Origin of the sequence: Caballeronia insecticola (assembly GCF_000402035.1) — a bacterium.
Taxonomy (GTDB): Bacteria; Pseudomonadota; Gammaproteobacteria; order Burkholderiales; family Burkholderiaceae; genus Caballeronia; species Caballeronia insecticola.
Genome location: NC_021294.1, coordinates 1,348,672 through 1,363,486 on the forward strand (window position 1 = coordinate 1,348,672; position 14,815 = coordinate 1,363,486).

Consider the following 14,815-nt stretch of genomic DNA (forward strand, 5'->3'; position numbering starts at 1 on the left):
CATCTAAGCCACCGGCAACGCCAAAGCTTCCCGCCGCGCCAGCAAGCCATGAATCTGCGCGACGACAGCCGCGCCCTCGCCCACCGCAGCCGCAACGCGCTTGGTCGAAGTCGAGCGCACATCGCCGATGGCGAACACGCCCGGCACGCTCGTCTCCAGCGCCATCACGCCTTCCGTGCGGCCTTCATGTGCCTCGGGGCCGGTGAGCACGAAGCCCTTGCCATCGACATTTACATTGCAGTTGCGCAGCCATTCCGTATTCGGATCCGCGCCGGTGAACAAGAACAGATGGCGCGATTCGATCACGGTCGGCCCGTCGGGCGTCTTGCAGTTGACCGCGGTCAGCGCGCGCCCGTCGCCATCGAGCGAGGTGATTTCCGTGTGCGTGCGCACCGTCACGTTCGGCAGCGATCCAATGCGCTCGACCAGATAGTGCGACATGCTTGATGCCAGCCCCGCGCCGCGAATCAGCACATGCACGTGCTTCGCGTGCGATGCCAGATACACCGCCGCCTGTCCCGCCGAATTGCCGCCGCCGACCAGCACGACCTCCGCGTTCTTGCACAGCTTCGCCTCGACCGGCGACGCCCAGTAATACGTGCCGTGCCCTTCATAGCGTTCGAGCCCGGCGATCTCCGGCCGCCGATACGCCGCGCCCGACGCGATCACCACCGTCTGCGTCGTCACGCGCTTGCCGTTCTGCAACTCGATCTGAATCGGATTGCAGTCGCAGTGCAGCGCCTTGATCCTGGTCGGTATCGCGATATGCGCGCCGAATTTCTGCGCCTGCACGAACGCGCGTCCGGCGAGCGCCTGCCCGGAAATGCCGGTCGGAAAGCCCAGATAGTTTTCGATGCGCGAACTCGCGCCCGCCTGACCGCCCGGCGCGCGGCAATCGAACACCGCCACCGAAAGCCCTTCGGACGCCGCGTACACGGCCGTCGCCAGTCCGGCCGGCCCCGCGCCGACAATCGCGACATCGTAGACATGCGCCGGATCGAACTCCGGCAGCCAGCCGAGCTGCGTCGCGACCTGATTCTCGTCGGGCGCGCGCAGCACGGTGCCGTCCGGGCAAATCACGAGCGGAAAGTCGGATGTCGATGCCGAAATGCGTTCGAGCAGCGCGATGGCGTCGGGATCGGTGCAGGCGTCGATCACCGTATGCGGATAGCCGTTGCGCCGAAAAAAGCCTTGCAGCGAGACGAGGCGGCCGTCGTCGGACTGGCCGAGAAGCACCGGGCCGCTGCCTTTTTCGATCAGCCCGACACGCCGCAAAATCAGCGCGCGCATGATGCGCTCGCCCAGTTCGGCTTCGGCGACGAGCAGCGCGCGCAGACGCTCCGGCGGAATCACGATGCCGTCGACCTCTTCGGCCGCGACGCCATCGACAAGACACGGCTTGCCCGACAGTTGCGCCACTTCCGCCAGAAAATGCCCCGGCCCGTGTTCGACTACAAGATGCTCTTGCCCGAGCGCATTGCGCCGCGTCACGCGCACGAGTCCCTTCAGCACGATCACCATGCCGCGTCCGGTCTCGCCCATGCGGAACAGCCATTCGCCCTGACGCCAGTGCGCCGCCGTGCCGAAACGGCTCATGCGTTCGATCTCGTTGTCGGTCAGGCGCGGAAACATCTGGTGCGCGCGGGTTTCGAGCGGCGAGAACGGCGCGCTGTCGTCGGTCGCGGCAGCAGCGGCGGGCGACTGCACGACGTTCGGATTCGAACTCTCGACAGGCTCGCGCGCGCTCCATGCGACGACATTCGGCATGCTCTGACCGTACTCGCTGTTCGGGGTGGTGCTCATGCGCGATCTCCGTGTGGATAACCAGCTTCATGCAAGGATGCCGAGCCCGCCGACGATGCCGATGCCGCCTGCGAAGCTGCCGCCGCTGCCGCTCCCGGCCACGCGCACATCGCCGCCATTTCCGCGACTTCCTCGGGCGTGGACGCGACGACATCGCCGAATTCGGTCAGGTGCGCGACGTCGAAACCGGCGAGCCGCCAGGCGTCGAGTCCGCCCGTGAGCGGCACCACGTCGCGAAAGCCCGCGTTGCGCATGGTCTTCGCCATCCACGCGGCCGAGACTTCGTTCGGGCACGAGCAATAGATGACGACCTTGCGCGCCTTGTCGTAACTGTCGACGATCTTCGCGAGATCGCGTTCGTCGGCGAAGAGCGAGCCGGGAATCGTGAACGGGTCGAGCATGCGTTTTTCCGGCGAACGGATATCGAAGATCACGGGAATCGGCTCGTTGTTCATCATCGAGTACAACTCGTCCACGCTGATGCGTGCCTTTTCGAGCGTCGCCATGAGCGCGCGACGCCGCCACCAGCGATACGCCACGTAGATCGCGAGCAGCGCGGCGACCACGCCCACCGCCTGCCGCCCGAGTTGCGCGATCATCGCGAACACCATCTCCAGCTGCGCCGCGAAGACGACGCCGACCGTCAGCCCGACCGCGCCCCACAGCGCGATGCCCGCGCCGTCATGCGCGATGAAGCTGCGCAGCTTGACGCCCATCGCGCCGGCAAGCGGCACGGACACGAGCGAAAGCCCCGGAATGAACTTCGCGACGAGCAGAATGCGCACGCCCCAGCGCCCGAAAAAACGCTCCGTCTTCTTGACGCAGGTATCGCGCGAAAGCGAGAGCTTGCAGATGGTCTTGAGCGTCTTGTCGCCGTACTTGCGCCCGCCCTGAAACCAGACGAGATCGCCGAGCACGCCGCCCGCCACCGCAACGCACAGCACGCCCGCGAGCGGCGGCCAGAACGCGCCGCCATCGACTGCCATCAGCGCAATGGATGCGCCGACGATGATCATCGTCGGCATGGCGGGCACGGGCAGCCCGAGCGCCGAGCCCATCACGTTGACGAATACGATCGCCGGGCCGAACCGATCGACTAGTTGATGCAACAACATGGGAATCTCCCGCGCGGGAAGGGTGTTTCGTTGACGGGACGACGTGGCGCGCCGCAAACGGCGCAATGGCGCGAAAAGCACGGAAGCGAGAGAGAAACGAGCTTGCGACCGCTCGTGGTTCAACGCGGTGCACGCGGCGCCGGGCCGACGTTCGTCACATTTAAGAGATAAGTGTAGCCCGGAAACGCAAACCTCAGCACGACAGGTGCGCAGGGCACGGACATCGCGCGCGCGATGCCCGTTGAAGGAGAAACTTAATTCGCAGAGTGTGGGATTCAGCCGCGCTGGTCTTCGATATAGGCGCGGATCACATCGGCGAAATTCGAGTCGCCGGTGAGGCCTAGTTGTTCCGCGCGCGCGGTGTTCCACGCGCCCGGCCACGTCGAGACGATCTTCTCGATGCGCTCGTCGCGCTGCCAGTCGATGCGCGCGACCGCTTCGTCGCCGGCCACTTCCCGCAGCGCCGCGACCATCTCGTTCACGCTCACCGACAAGCCCGGCAGATTCACGATAGGCCGGTTGCCCAGTTTCGCGCGATCGATCTCGCAGCCCGCGATCAGCGCCTCGACCGCGCTCTTCGGCGAGAGCAGCCACACGCGCGTCTCGCCATCGACGGGACAGGTCGAGCGTTCGCCGTTCAGCGGCTCGCGAATGATGCCGCTCGCAAACGACGACGCCGCCGCGTTCGGCTTGCCCGGTCTCACGCTGATGGTCGGCAGCCGCAGCACGCGGCCATCGACGAAACCGCGCCGCGAATAATCGGAGAGCAGCAGTTCGGCGATCGCTTTCTGCGTTCCGTACGACGATTGCGGATTGAGCGCGGTGTCGTCCTGCACGATATCGGGCAGCGTGCCGCCATACACCGCGACCGAACTCGTGAACACGACGCGCGGCTTGTGCCCGCTTGCGCGACACACGTCGAGCAGCGCGCGCGAGGCGTCGAGGTTGATCTTCATGCCGAGATCGAAGTCGGCTTCGGCCTGCCCGCTCACGATCGCGGCGAGGTGAAAGATGGCTTCGGTCTGCGTGTCGAGATGGCGTTCGAGCACCGCGCGGTCGGCGATATCGCCCTTTTCGGCGCGCACGCGCGGGTCGCTCAGCAGACGCTCGTCGGTCGGGCGCGCGACGTCGAGCAGCACGAGTTCCGTGACCGGCTTGCCGTCGAGCTCGTTCCGTTCGAGCAGACGTTTCGCGAGACGCTGGCCGAGGAAGCCCGCGCCGCCCGTGATCAGAATTTTCATGGGATTCGTTCCGGTAATGTCAAAGGTACGGTTTGAGCCAGCCGAGACCGTTCGACGTGCCCGCCTTCGGTTTGTATTCGCAGCCGATCCAGCCTGCGTAGCCGAGCGAATCGATCAGATCGAACAGATACGGATAGTTGAGTTCGCCGATATCCGGCTCGTGCCGCTCCGGCACGCCCGCGATCTGAATATGTCCGATGCCCGCGTTCGGGCGCTTCATATCGCGCCTGAGCTTCATCGCGATATCGCCTTCGACGATCTGGCAGTGATAGATGTCGAACTGCACTTGCAGATTCGGCGCGCCGATTTCGTCGCAGATGGCTTGCGCGTCGTCCTGACGGTTCAGGAAGAAGCCGGGAATGTCGCGCGTGTTGATCGGCTCGATCACGATGCCGATGCCCGCCTTCTGCGCCTCCTTCGCCGCGTACTCCAGATTCCGCAGATACACCGCGCGATGTTGCGCGCGCGGCTGCTCCGGCGCGATCAGTCCGGCCATTACGTGAAGCTTTTCATTGCCGAGCACGGCGGCATATTCCAAACTCTTCGCGACGCTCTGCCTGAACTCGTCCTCGCGCCCCGGCAACGCCGCGATGCCGCGCTCGCCCGCCGCCCAGTCGCCCGGAGGCGCGTTGAAGAGCGCCTGCGTGAGGCCGTTGTCGACGAGGCGCGCCTTGATGTCGGCGGCGGGGAAATCGTACGGGAACAGGAACTCCACCGCCTTGAAGCCGTCTTTCGCCGCGGCGGCGAAGCGGTCAAGGAACGCGTGTTCCGTGTACATCATCGTGAGATTGGCGGCAAAACGTGGCATGGGTTGCGTCTCCTGATTGAATTGTGGCTGAGTGCATACGCCAGCGCTCACCAGCGCGCGCCGAAGGTCTGGCGCAAATCTTCGATGGCCGCGTCCGGCAACGGTTCGGGGCGCGGCATCGTCGACAGATAAAGCTGCGCCGTTTCCTCCAGTTCCTCCAGCGCGTAGGACGCGTGCGAAACCGTCTTTTCCCACACGACCGGACCGAGCCGTTCGAGCAGCACCGCGCGCACCGTCGATGCCAGCGCCGCCACTTCCTCCGCGACAGCCGGATCGCCCGGACGGCGATAACGGATCAGCGGCACGTGACCGACCTTCATGACGTAATACGGCGTGATAGGCGGCAGCACGTCGCCGGGTTTCCAGACGCCCGCGAGCGTCAGCGCGACGAGATGCGTCGAATGCGTATGCACGACGCCGCGCGTCTCGCCATTGCTTTCGTAGATGCGCCGATGCAGCGCGAGCGTCTTCGACGGCCGTCCGCCCGACACGTGCTTGCCGTGCAGATCGACCTTCGCGATATCGGCGGGGTCGAGGCGGCCGAGGCACGCGTCGGTCGGCGTGATCAGCCAGCCGTCGTCGAGACGCGCGCTGATGTTGCCCGCGCTGCCCACGGTATAGCGGCGCTCGTAAAGGCTCTTGCCGGTCACGCAAATCTCTTCGCGAATGAGCGTTTCGTTCGATGCCATTACAGTGCCTTCAACGCTTTGTCGAAGAAGTCCGCCGTGCCGAAATTGCCCGACTTCAGCGCGAGCGCGATGGCCTCGTCCGCGCCAGCGGATTGCGTCGCCGGCACGCCCGGATCGATCTGCGGGCCGATGCGCAGCGTCTGCACGCCGAGCGCCTGCACGACCGCGCCCGAGGTCTCGCCGCCCGCGACCACGAACTTGCGCGCGCCTTCGTCCCGCAGCGCACGCGCGATCGACGCGAGCGCCTCTTCGACGAGTTGCCCCGCCTTCTCGACGCCCAGTTCCTTCTGCACGGCCTTCACTTCGTCGGGTGACGAGGTCGCGTAGATCAGCACGGTTTCGTCCTTCGCGAAGTGCGCGCGCGCGAACTCGACGGCGTTCTGCACGACAGGCTCGCCACGCGAGAGCGCCATCGGATCGATGCGAAAGCTCGGCTTCGATGCGCGCCATTGCGCGACCTGCGCGTTCGTCGCCTTCGATGCGCTGCCCGCCAGCACGACCGCCCGGCCTTCGATCTTCGGCAGATCGGCGGCGTGTTCGGCGTGCGCGAGCAGATTCGCCGCGCGGAAATTCTGCGGCAGGCCGAGCGCGATGCCCGAGCCGCCCGTGATCAGCGCAAGATCGCGGCACGCGTCGCCCAGCACGTAGAGATCGGCGTCCGACACGGCATCGGCGATAGCGAGACGCACGCCGTCGCGTTTCAGCTCGCCGATGCGCGCGCGGATTGCGTCGGCGCCCTGCGCGATGGTGTCGTAGCGAATCAGGCCGACCTTCGATTTCGTCTGACGCTGCAGCACGCGCACGAGGTTGGGATCGGTCATCGGCGTGAGCGGATGGTTCTCCATGCCGGATTCGTTGAGCAGCACGTCGCCGACGAAAAGATAGCCGCGAAAGATCGTGCGGCCATTCTCCGGAAACGCCGGACAGGCAATCGTGAAGTCGTCTTTCAGCGCGTCCAGCAGCGCATCCGCAACCGGGCCGATGTTGCCGTCGTCGGTGGAATCGAAGGTCGAGCAATACTTGAAGATGAACTGGCGGCAGCCTTGCGCGCGCAGCCATTCGAGCGCGTCGAGCGACTGGCGCACTGCGTCTTTCGCGGCAATCGTGCGCGATTTCAGCGCGACGACGAGCGCATCCGCTTCGATCTGCGTACCCGCAGCCGGCACGCCGATGGTCTGCACCGTGCGCATGCCGCCGCGCACGAGCATGTTGGCGAGATCGGTTGCGCCGGTGAAATCGTCGGCGATACAGCCGAGCAGTGCCTGCGCCGCTTGCGTCATTGCTTCGCTCCCTTCGGGATGTCGATGCCCGGAAAAATCTTGATGACCGCGGAATCGTCTTCGCCGCCATGGCCCGCCGTGGACGCCATCATGAACATCTGATGCGCCGCCGCCGACAACGGCAGCGGAAACTTCGACGTGCGCGCCGTATCGAGCACGAGGCCGAGATCCTTCACGAAGATATCGACGGCGGACAGCGGCGTGTAGTCGCCCGCGAGTATGTGCGGCACGCGGTTCTCGAACATCCACGAGTTGCCGGCGCTGTGCGTGATGACGTCATACAGCGCGTCGGGATCGACGCCTTCGCGCAGGCCGAGCGCCATCGCTTCCGCCGCCGCCGCGATATGCACGCCCGCCAGCAACTGGTTGATGATCTTGACCTTGGAGCCCGCGCCGTGCGAGTCGCCCAGTCGATACACCTTGCCCGCAATCGCGTCGAGCACGTCTTCGCACGCGGCGTAGGCGGCGGCGGGGCCGGAGGTCATCATCGTCATTTCGCCGGAACTCGCCTTCGCCGCGCCGCCGGACAAGGGCGCGTCGAGCAGCAGGACGCCTTTTTCGTCGAGACGCTTGCCGAGGTCGGCGGCGAATTGCGGCGATACGGTCGCGCAGGCGAGCACGACGCTGCCCGGCTTCATCGCCGCGACGGCGCCGCGCTCGCCGAACAGCACCGCGTCCGTCTGCGCTGCATTGACGACGACCGTCAGCACGGCCTCGCACTTGCCGCCCATCTCCGCCGGCGACGCGCACGCGATGCCGCCTTCGGCCGCGAACGCATCGAGCACTTGCTGGCGCACGTCGCATGCATGCACGGCGAAGCCCGCGCGCAGCAGCGAGCGCGCGACGCCCAGCCCCATCGCGCCCAGGCCGATGACTCCCACGTTTCTCGTCATGTCGATTCTCTCGCTCGGAAGGTTAGGTTAGGTCTGTTCACATCTAAAACGGCCATGCGTTGCGCCTGACTTTGAAATTCGTTTCCAGCGGAACAGGCCCTAGCAAATGCCGGCTTCCGCCAGACGGCGCGCGGCGTTGATGAGATGCGTCTGCGCGGCGTCGCGCGCGGCGGCGGGATCGGCTGCGCGGATTGCGTCCGCGATAGCCGCATGCTCCTCGCGCACCTGCCGCATGAAGTCCTCGCGCAACGCCTCGTTGGCCCGCGTGACGATGGTGCCGGCCTCCAGATACTGGTTCAGAAAGGTGAGCGTTTTCAGGAAGTACGGATTGCCCGTCGCGTTCGCGATCTCGCGATGAAACGCGACGTCTTCGGCCACGCCGTCGCGGCCCTCGAGCACGGCTTGATCGATGTTGCGGAGTGCGGCGTCGATGGCGGCCATCTGCTCGACGCTGCGACGCAACGCGGCCTCCGACGCCACTTCCGCTTCGATCGCGCGACGCAGCGCGAGTATCTGCATGACCGCGCCCGGCTCCACGGCCTGCGCGTAATCGATGCGCAACGGCCGTATGCCCGCACGCTCGACGATGAACACGCCGCTGCCCTGACGCGGCTCGACCATGCCTTCGTTCTTCAGACGCGAAATCGCCTCGCGAATTACCGTGCGGCTCACGCCGAATTCCTGCGCGAGCACGGCTTCGGTCGGCAGCTTGCCGGTCTGCGCGAAGCTGCCTTTCTCGATCTGCTTCTGCAATTGCTGCGCGACCGTGTCGCTCAGCGCGCGCGGCGGAATCTTTTCGAACATGCGGTTCGACGCGGAGGATAAAGTCATCGGGTCATCATACAAATTTTCACGATGTCGATCCACCGCGTGATAACCCTCGGTGCGAATTTATCGCGCGAGCGGCTCGTCGATGAGTGCGAGCGCGTCGCGAATTTCGGTGGCGTCGCCGGGGCGCACGAGGCGCGCGACTTCCTGGCCGTCGAGCATGAAGACGAGCGTCGGCCAGAGCTTGACGCGAAACGAGCGGCCGAGCGGGCGGCCGCTGCCGTCTTCGATCTTGAGATGCTTCACCGCGCCGTGACCCTGAAACGCCTGCGCGATCAGCGGCTGCGCGGCGCGGCAGAAGCCGCACCAGTCGGTGCCGAATTCGACGACCGTGGGACCGCTGAGCGCATCGATTTCCGCGCGGGCGGGCGCGGTCTTCGCATATTCAATATTCATGGTCATGGCGCTTGTCCTTGCTCCTTTATTCGTCGATAACAGCAGGAAATCGGCCCGCGCGACGGAATGCGGTCGAGCGGGCGTCGCGCCGGAGATATTACGATCCGACCGCGATGGCCGTCACCTCCTGGCGCAAGCCGCCGGTTATCGTAACCGGCATATTGGTTCGGAGCGCGAGCATGAAAAGGCTGTTCCGGTTATCGTAATTTTCGCTGTTTGGCCACATTTTCGCGCAGTAGCGCGAGCCATCGTCGGTTTCGAGGATATAGCTGATCGCGGCGGCGGGATCTTGATCGACGATCCTGATCACCGTTCCCGTACGCTTTTCGTGGAGTTTGAGAAAAGAACTGCTTAAAGAGGGGACGGGAGCGTTGCTGGGCGCAACGGCAAGCCCCGTGATAATGCCTCGTTCGTCTCCGCAAAGCGCGACGGGCAGTCCGTAATCGAGCGCCATCATCAGCAGGTTATTGCGGTTTTCGTGACTGACAATATTGAGCTGGCCGCAGTAAGGTATTCCGTCTTCCGTTCTGAGAATGTAGTTTACGTTATCGAGATCGTTTGAATCGATAATGCGGCTCAGGAAGCCACCCCGAACGTCCTTAAGTGGCGCGCCGCCCTGAACTAAAAGCAAATTTGTAGTAGCGTTATTACCGTTCATTGTTTGATCGATCCTGAAGATTGCTATCTGACCATGCCGTGAGCATCGGCACCTAAAGCGAAAGCTCGCAAATAACTGTTGATCCCTCCCACGACCATCACGAGCCGCCCGGATTCGAGCGCCATTTGCATGAGCGCGTGCCGGTTGCCCCTGCGCTTCGCGTCCATTTGCGTGCAAAACTTCTTGCCGTCCGCGGTCTGAATGACGTAGTTGACATACATCGACGCGTCCGAATCGACAATTCCGACCACCACCCCCACGCGCATACCGTCCAGCGGCGTGTCACCGCATATGAGCGACGGAATCACTGGCGAACTTCTGATTTTCATTCAATGCTCCCTGATTAACAAAGGATGCCTGCTTAAAAGCATGGACCGCAAAACTACGATAAACAGAGATATATCAGGATATTATGCAATTCCTTAAAACGCGTGCTCTTGGATATTTAAATGAAAGATTCACGGATTGCGGACGAAAGAGTCCTCCCGCACGTGTCGTCCGACACGGCGCGTCTATGTTTTTCGTGCATGTAGGCGTCCTAATTAAAGGAAAACGTTTTAGTAAAACGATTGATTCGCTTTTTATTGTTTAATCGATGGTGCGTAATCTACGAAGCCAAAAATTACTCAGTCAATATTGATAAATGTCATTTTTTGCGCCAGTCGGACGCTGTTCGATTTGACATTTTAAAAACAAGCTGGACGCGGGGAAGACGCTCGCTCCGTGCAGTGCGAACGCTATTGCCCGAAGCCCGTCAGCCCGATCAGCGCGCCGCCTGCGAGCAGCCACAGCGGATGCAGCCGCGTTCGATACGACAGCACTGCGACGAGCGCCGTCAGGGCCGCGAGCATCAACGTCCGGTCCGACGCCTCCGCGATCAGCAAGCCGCTCGCCGCGACGAGCCCCGCCGTGATCGGCACGAGGCCGAGTTGAATGTAGCGCCGCCATGGCCGGTCCTTGAAGCGCTCCCACGCGTGCAGCGCGCCGATCGTCACGAGCGAAGACGGCCCGAACTTCGCAATCGACGTGACGAGCACGCCCGGCCAGCCCGCCACGTGCCAGCCGATCAGCGTGACGATCATCATGTTCGGCCCGGGCGCGGCCTGCGCGAGCGCAAAGAGCGCGGAGAAATCCGCCTGGCTCATCCATTCGTGCACTTGCACGACCTGGCGCTGCATTTCCGGCAGGATCGAATTGCCGCCGCCGAACGCGAGCAGCGACAACTGGCTGAAGATCGCGGCGAGCGAGAGCAGGTCGTGATTCATCGGCGCATCTTCCAGGCGATCAGCACCGAGAGCGGCGTGAAGACGAGCATCGTCGGCAGAAGCGGCGTGCGCAGGAACGCGATGGCCGCGAACATCAGCAACGCGACGGCCGCCGCCTCCGGCTTGCGGCGCAGCGGCCACATGATCTTCACGGCCATCGCGACGAGCAGGCCCGCCGCGGCCGCCGCCAGACCCGCGAACAGATGCGCGATGCGCGAATCCTGGTGCGTGCGCTGATAGATCACGCCGAGCCCGATCACGATGAGCGACGGCCCCACCAGCAGCCCGAGCAGGCCCGCGAGCGCGCCCGGCACGCCGCGAAAGCGCATGCCGATCGCGACCGACAGATTGATCACGTTGCCGCCGGGCAGGAACTGGCAGAGGCCGAGCAGATCGGTGAATTCGTCGGCATCGAGCCATTTGCGGCGCTCGACGATCTCGCGGCGCGCAAGCGGCAGCGCGCCGCCGAACGCCGTCAGCCCGAGCGTCAGAAAGCCGATAAAAATCTCGCCGACGGACGGACGCGGCGCCGGTTCGTGGGGCGACATCGCTTAGCGCGGTGCGGCGCTCGTGCGCGCGCGACGCGTCTCGTAGGCCTTCAGATGCGCATACGCGACCGCCAGCGCCGACAGCCCGGCGACCGGCGTGCGCCGCCGCGCGAGCAGATCGCCGACGATATGATCCGCTTCGATCGGCGCGCCGTTCTCCAGATCGCGCAACATCGACGCGGTCATCAGCGAGCCGCGTTCGGCAAAGAACCCGCGGGCGCGCGCGACGACCGCCTCGCCCGGCGGATGCGCGTTGTCGCCCGCGATGCCGCTGCATTCGTCGAAGAGTTGCGCGAGCAGCGCCTCGCCGCCGGGCGCTTCGAGAATATCGCCGACGGGCGCGCGCATCAGGCAGGTGCCGGTCGCGAGCGTGGCGAGGAACACCCACTTGTCCCACATCGACTGCAGGATGTCGTCGCTCACGGCGAGATCGAAGCCCGCGCCGCCGAGTTGCGCGGCGATCGCGTCGATGCGCGCGGAACGGCCGCCGGCGCGCTCGCCGATGGTCATCGAATGCATGTTGTTCAGATGCAGGATTTCGCCTTGCGCGTCGAGCGTCGCGGCGATCACGCACTGGCCGCCGAGCACGTTTGACGGATCGAAGCGCGCGTCGAGCGCATCGAGATGACCCATGCCGTTGAGCAGCGGCAGGATGGCGGTGTGCGGGCCGACCGCGGGCGCGAAGGAATCGATCGCGCCTTGCAGATCGTAGGCCTTGCAGCTCAGCAGAATCAGATCGTAGGGACCGTCGATGTCTTTGGCGAGCACCATCGGCGGACATTGAAACGCGAGATCGCCCTCGGGGCTGTTCACTTTCAGGCCGCACTGCCGCAGACGCTCGGCGCGCCGCTCGCGCACGAGAAAGGTCACGTCCCTGCCCGCTTCGAGCAGGCGCGCGCCGAAATATCCGCCGATGGCCCCCGCCCCCACTACCAGAATCCGCATGTCCCGCTCCTTGATTTTGATGGCCCAACCGATGAGCCGATGAATCGCCCGGCTTCAGGCCTGCCAGACGCCGAAACCCGCTTCCCGTAAGCCGATTGCCAGTTCCACTTCCATGTCGCGTGCGCCGTCGTACGGCATCGGGTTGTACATCTCGTAAAGCTGCGGCAACAGGCGCAGCCCGAACTCGCGCACGAAGCGGTTCGACTGGATGCCCGCCTTGTGCTTGTCGAAACGCACGTCCGGATCGACGCCCGTCATGCCCACATAGACGAACGGCTTGCCGATGACGTAATCCGGATTCGCGCGGCGAAAGCGCGCTTCGTTCCAGACCGCGTCGGACAATTCGACGACGTAGACGGAGTAGTGATGGCGTCGCGCGCGCCGGGTGGGCGGCATGTTCCGGGTGGCCTTCGCGGCGTGCTCGTTGCGGGCTGTCATTCTAAGACGGCGCGGCCCGCGACGCTCGATCGCCCTGCACGCTCCCTGCCGGATGCGCCCCAAAGTGGTAAATTCGGGTCGGTCTGCGTTCGCGCAACGATCGGTGCGGCGCGCGGCTTCTGGCCCACGCGGCTTGCATAACCTGCATGGCCCGCGTTGAATCAGCCGCGCCGGGCGCCGTCGGAACGGAGACGACCTCTCACGCGCGAACGCCGCTTTCATCGACACATTTTTACCCCGAAGCCGCGCGCCACGAGCCGCCGGCTTGGGTCTATCGGAGATCAAGCATGAGCAAGCAAGCTATCGGCGTAGTGGGTCTCGCCGTCATGGGCCGCAACCTGGCCCTGAACATCGAGAGCCGCGGTCACGCCGTTTCGGTCTACAACCGCAGTCGCGAAAAAACCGACGAACTGATTGCCGAACATCCCGACAAGAAGCTCGTGCCGACCTACACGCTCGAAGAGTTCGTCCAGTCGCTCGAAACGCCGCGCCGCATTCTGATGATGGTCAAGGCCGGCGCCGGCACCGATGAAACCATCGCGCAACTGCGTCCGCTGCTGCAAAAGGGCGACATTCTCATCGACGGCGGCAATACGCATTTCACCGACACCATCCGCCGCAATCAGGACCTCGCGAAGTCGGGGCTGCATTTCATCGGCACGGGCGTGTCGGGGGGCGAGGAAGGCGCGCTGAAGGGCCCGTCGATCATGCCGGGCGGACAAAAGGAAGCCTACGAACTCGTCGCGCCGATTCTCACCGAGATCGCGGCAAAGGCGCCGGACGGCGAGCCGTGCGTCGCGTACATGGGCCCGGACGGCGCGGGTCACTTTGTAAAGATGGTGCACAACGGCATCGAATACGGCGACATGCAACTGATCGCCGAGAGCTACGACGTGCTGAAACGCGTCGCGGGCCTGTCCAACGAAGAACTGGGCCGCGTGTATGTCGAGTGGAATCAGGGCGAGCTGGACAGCTATCTGATCGAGATTACGTCGAAGATCTTTTCGAAGAAGGACGATGAGACCGGCAAAGATCTCGTCGATGTCATTCTCGACCGCGCCGCGCAAAAAGGCACGGGCAAGTGGACAAGCCAGAACGCGCTGGATCTGGGCGCGCCGCTGCAGTTGATCACGGAGGCTGTGTTCGCGCGCGTGCTGTCGTCGCTGAAGGATCAGCGTGTGGCCGCGAGCAAGGTGCTGGCGGGTCCGACGCCGAAGTTCGATGGCGATCGTTCGGCGTTTATCGAGGCGGTGCGGCGCGCGTTGTATCTGAGCAAGATTGTCTCGTATGCGCAGGGGTTTGCGCAGTTGCGCGCGGCGTCGGAGGAATACAAGTGGGATCTGCAATACGGCGAGATCGCGAAGATCTTCCGGGCGGGCTGCATTATCCGCGCGCGCTTCCTGCAGAAGATCACCGACGCGTACGCGACCAATCCGGCGCTCGCCAACTTGCTGCTCGATCCGTATTTCAGCGATATCGCGGCGAAGTATCAGGAAGCGCTGCGCGATGTCGTGGTCGCCGCGGTGAAGGCGGGCGTGCCGGTGCCGGCGTTCTCGTCGGCGATTGCGTACTTCGACGGGTATCGTTCGGAACGGCTCCCGGCGAATCTCGTGCAGGCGCAGCGCGATTTCTTCGGGGCGCATACGTTCGAGCGGGTGGACAAGCCGGGGAGTTTTCACGCGAACTGGGCGTGAGTTTGCGTTGAGTGGTTGAGAGCGGGGCGGCTTAGGCCGCCCTGTTTTTTTTGGGGGGTCTGGGAAGGTCGGGAACATTCCTTCGAGGTTGGCCGGAGCCGACTACGCTTGGACGTTCCCTCAAGGCATTCTGAGAGCTTCGAACGCAGAGCTTTGTTCGCGCAGGACGCTGTCATTTATCTACCTTTACCAACGCAAGAATTCGTACGGCATG

General features: G+C 64.3%; 16 protein-coding genes. 1 reads left to right on the forward strand and 15 read right to left on the reverse strand.

Annotated elements, in window-relative coordinates; translation table 11 throughout:
* Nucleotides 1-3 precede the first annotated feature (3 nt).
* From BRPE64_RS20230 to BRPE64_RS20300, 15 genes are all read right to left on the reverse strand, one after another.
* Nucleotides 4-1,803, reverse strand: a complete 1,800-nt coding sequence (locus BRPE64_RS20230; RefSeq protein WP_016355401.1) for an FAD-dependent oxidoreductase — start codon at nucleotides 1,801-1,803, stop codon at nucleotides 4-6.
* Nucleotides 1,800-2,918 (reverse strand): DedA family protein/thiosulfate sulfurtransferase GlpE, encoded by a 1,119-nt coding sequence (locus BRPE64_RS20235; RefSeq protein WP_016355402.1) that lies wholly within the window; start codon nucleotides 2,916-2,918, stop codon nucleotides 1,800-1,802. Before BRPE64_RS20235 ends, BRPE64_RS20230 begins: the two co-directional genes overlap by 4 nt.
* Nucleotides 2,919-3,193: 275 nt before the next feature.
* Entirely contained in the window at nucleotides 3,194-4,159 is a 966-nt protein-coding gene (gene denD / locus BRPE64_RS20240) for a D-erythronate dehydrogenase (RefSeq protein ID WP_016355403.1), read from the reverse strand.
* Nucleotides 4,160-4,178: 19 nt separating this feature from the next.
* Nucleotides 4,179-4,967 carry a 2-oxo-tetronate isomerase gene (gene otnI / locus BRPE64_RS20245; protein ID WP_016355404.1) on the reverse strand — a complete coding sequence of 263 codons (789 nt, stop codon included), beginning with the start codon at nucleotides 4,965-4,967 and terminating at the stop codon, nucleotides 4,179-4,181.
* Between the two features lie 47 nt (nucleotides 4,968-5,014).
* The gene (gene otnC, locus BRPE64_RS20250; protein ID WP_016355405.1) at nucleotides 5,015-5,656 is read right to left on the reverse strand and encodes a 3-oxo-tetronate 4-phosphate decarboxylase; all 642 of its coding nucleotides are present in this window, start codon (nucleotides 5,654-5,656) and stop codon (nucleotides 5,015-5,017) included.
* Nucleotides 5,656-6,936, reverse strand: a complete 1,281-nt coding sequence (gene otnK, locus BRPE64_RS20255) for a 3-oxo-tetronate kinase (RefSeq protein WP_016355406.1) — start codon at nucleotides 6,934-6,936, stop codon at nucleotides 5,656-5,658. Before otnK ends, otnC begins: the two co-directional genes overlap by 1 nt.
* Nucleotides 6,933-7,829, reverse strand: coding sequence for an L-threonate dehydrogenase (ltnD, locus tag BRPE64_RS20260; protein WP_044042599.1), 897 nt, complete (start codon nucleotides 7,827-7,829; stop codon nucleotides 6,933-6,935). The genes otnK and ltnD overlap by 4 nt, the downstream gene beginning before the upstream one ends.
* A gap of 99 nt (nucleotides 7,830-7,928) precedes the next feature.
* On the reverse strand, nucleotides 7,929-8,633 hold the full coding sequence (locus BRPE64_RS20265; RefSeq protein ID WP_044042803.1) for a FadR/GntR family transcriptional regulator: 705 nt from the start codon (nucleotides 8,631-8,633) through the stop codon (nucleotides 7,929-7,931).
* Between the two features lie 87 nt (nucleotides 8,634-8,720).
* Entirely contained in the window at nucleotides 8,721-9,059 is a 339-nt protein-coding gene (locus BRPE64_RS20270; protein ID WP_016355409.1) for a thioredoxin family protein, read from the reverse strand.
* Nucleotides 9,060-9,150: 91 nt separating this feature from the next.
* Nucleotides 9,151-9,711 carry a hypothetical protein gene (locus BRPE64_RS20275; RefSeq protein ID WP_044042600.1) on the reverse strand — a complete coding sequence of 187 codons (561 nt, stop codon included), beginning with the start codon at nucleotides 9,709-9,711 and terminating at the stop codon, nucleotides 9,151-9,153.
* A 23-nt stretch (nucleotides 9,712-9,734) separates the two neighbouring features.
* A complete protein-coding gene (locus tag BRPE64_RS20280; RefSeq protein WP_044042601.1) occupies nucleotides 9,735-10,040 on the reverse strand; it encodes a hypothetical protein in 306 nt (101 codons plus the stop codon).
* A gap of 408 nt (nucleotides 10,041-10,448) precedes the next feature.
* Nucleotides 10,449-10,976 (reverse strand): chromate transporter, encoded by a 528-nt coding sequence (locus BRPE64_RS20285; protein WP_016355412.1) that lies wholly within the window; start codon nucleotides 10,974-10,976, stop codon nucleotides 10,449-10,451.
* Entirely contained in the window at nucleotides 10,973-11,524 is a 552-nt protein-coding gene (locus BRPE64_RS20290) for a chromate transporter (protein ID WP_016355413.1), read from the reverse strand. The genes BRPE64_RS20285 and BRPE64_RS20290 overlap by 4 nt, the downstream gene beginning before the upstream one ends.
* Nucleotides 11,525-11,527: 3 nt before the next feature.
* Entirely contained in the window at nucleotides 11,528-12,469 is a 942-nt protein-coding gene (gene panE / locus BRPE64_RS20295) for a 2-dehydropantoate 2-reductase (RefSeq protein ID WP_044042602.1), read from the reverse strand.
* Nucleotides 12,470-12,523: 54 nt separating this feature from the next.
* Nucleotides 12,524-12,865, reverse strand: coding sequence for a hypothetical protein (locus BRPE64_RS20300; protein ID WP_016355415.1), 342 nt, complete (start codon nucleotides 12,863-12,865; stop codon nucleotides 12,524-12,526).
* A gap of 329 nt (nucleotides 12,866-13,194) precedes the next feature.
* Here BRPE64_RS20300 and gndA point away from each other — a divergent pair, with 329 nt between their 5' ends.
* Nucleotides 13,195-14,601 carry an NADP-dependent phosphogluconate dehydrogenase gene (gndA, locus tag BRPE64_RS20305; protein WP_016355416.1) on the forward strand — a complete coding sequence of 469 codons (1,407 nt, stop codon included), beginning with the start codon at nucleotides 13,195-13,197 and terminating at the stop codon, nucleotides 14,599-14,601.
* Nucleotides 14,602-14,815: the final 214 nt, after the last annotated feature.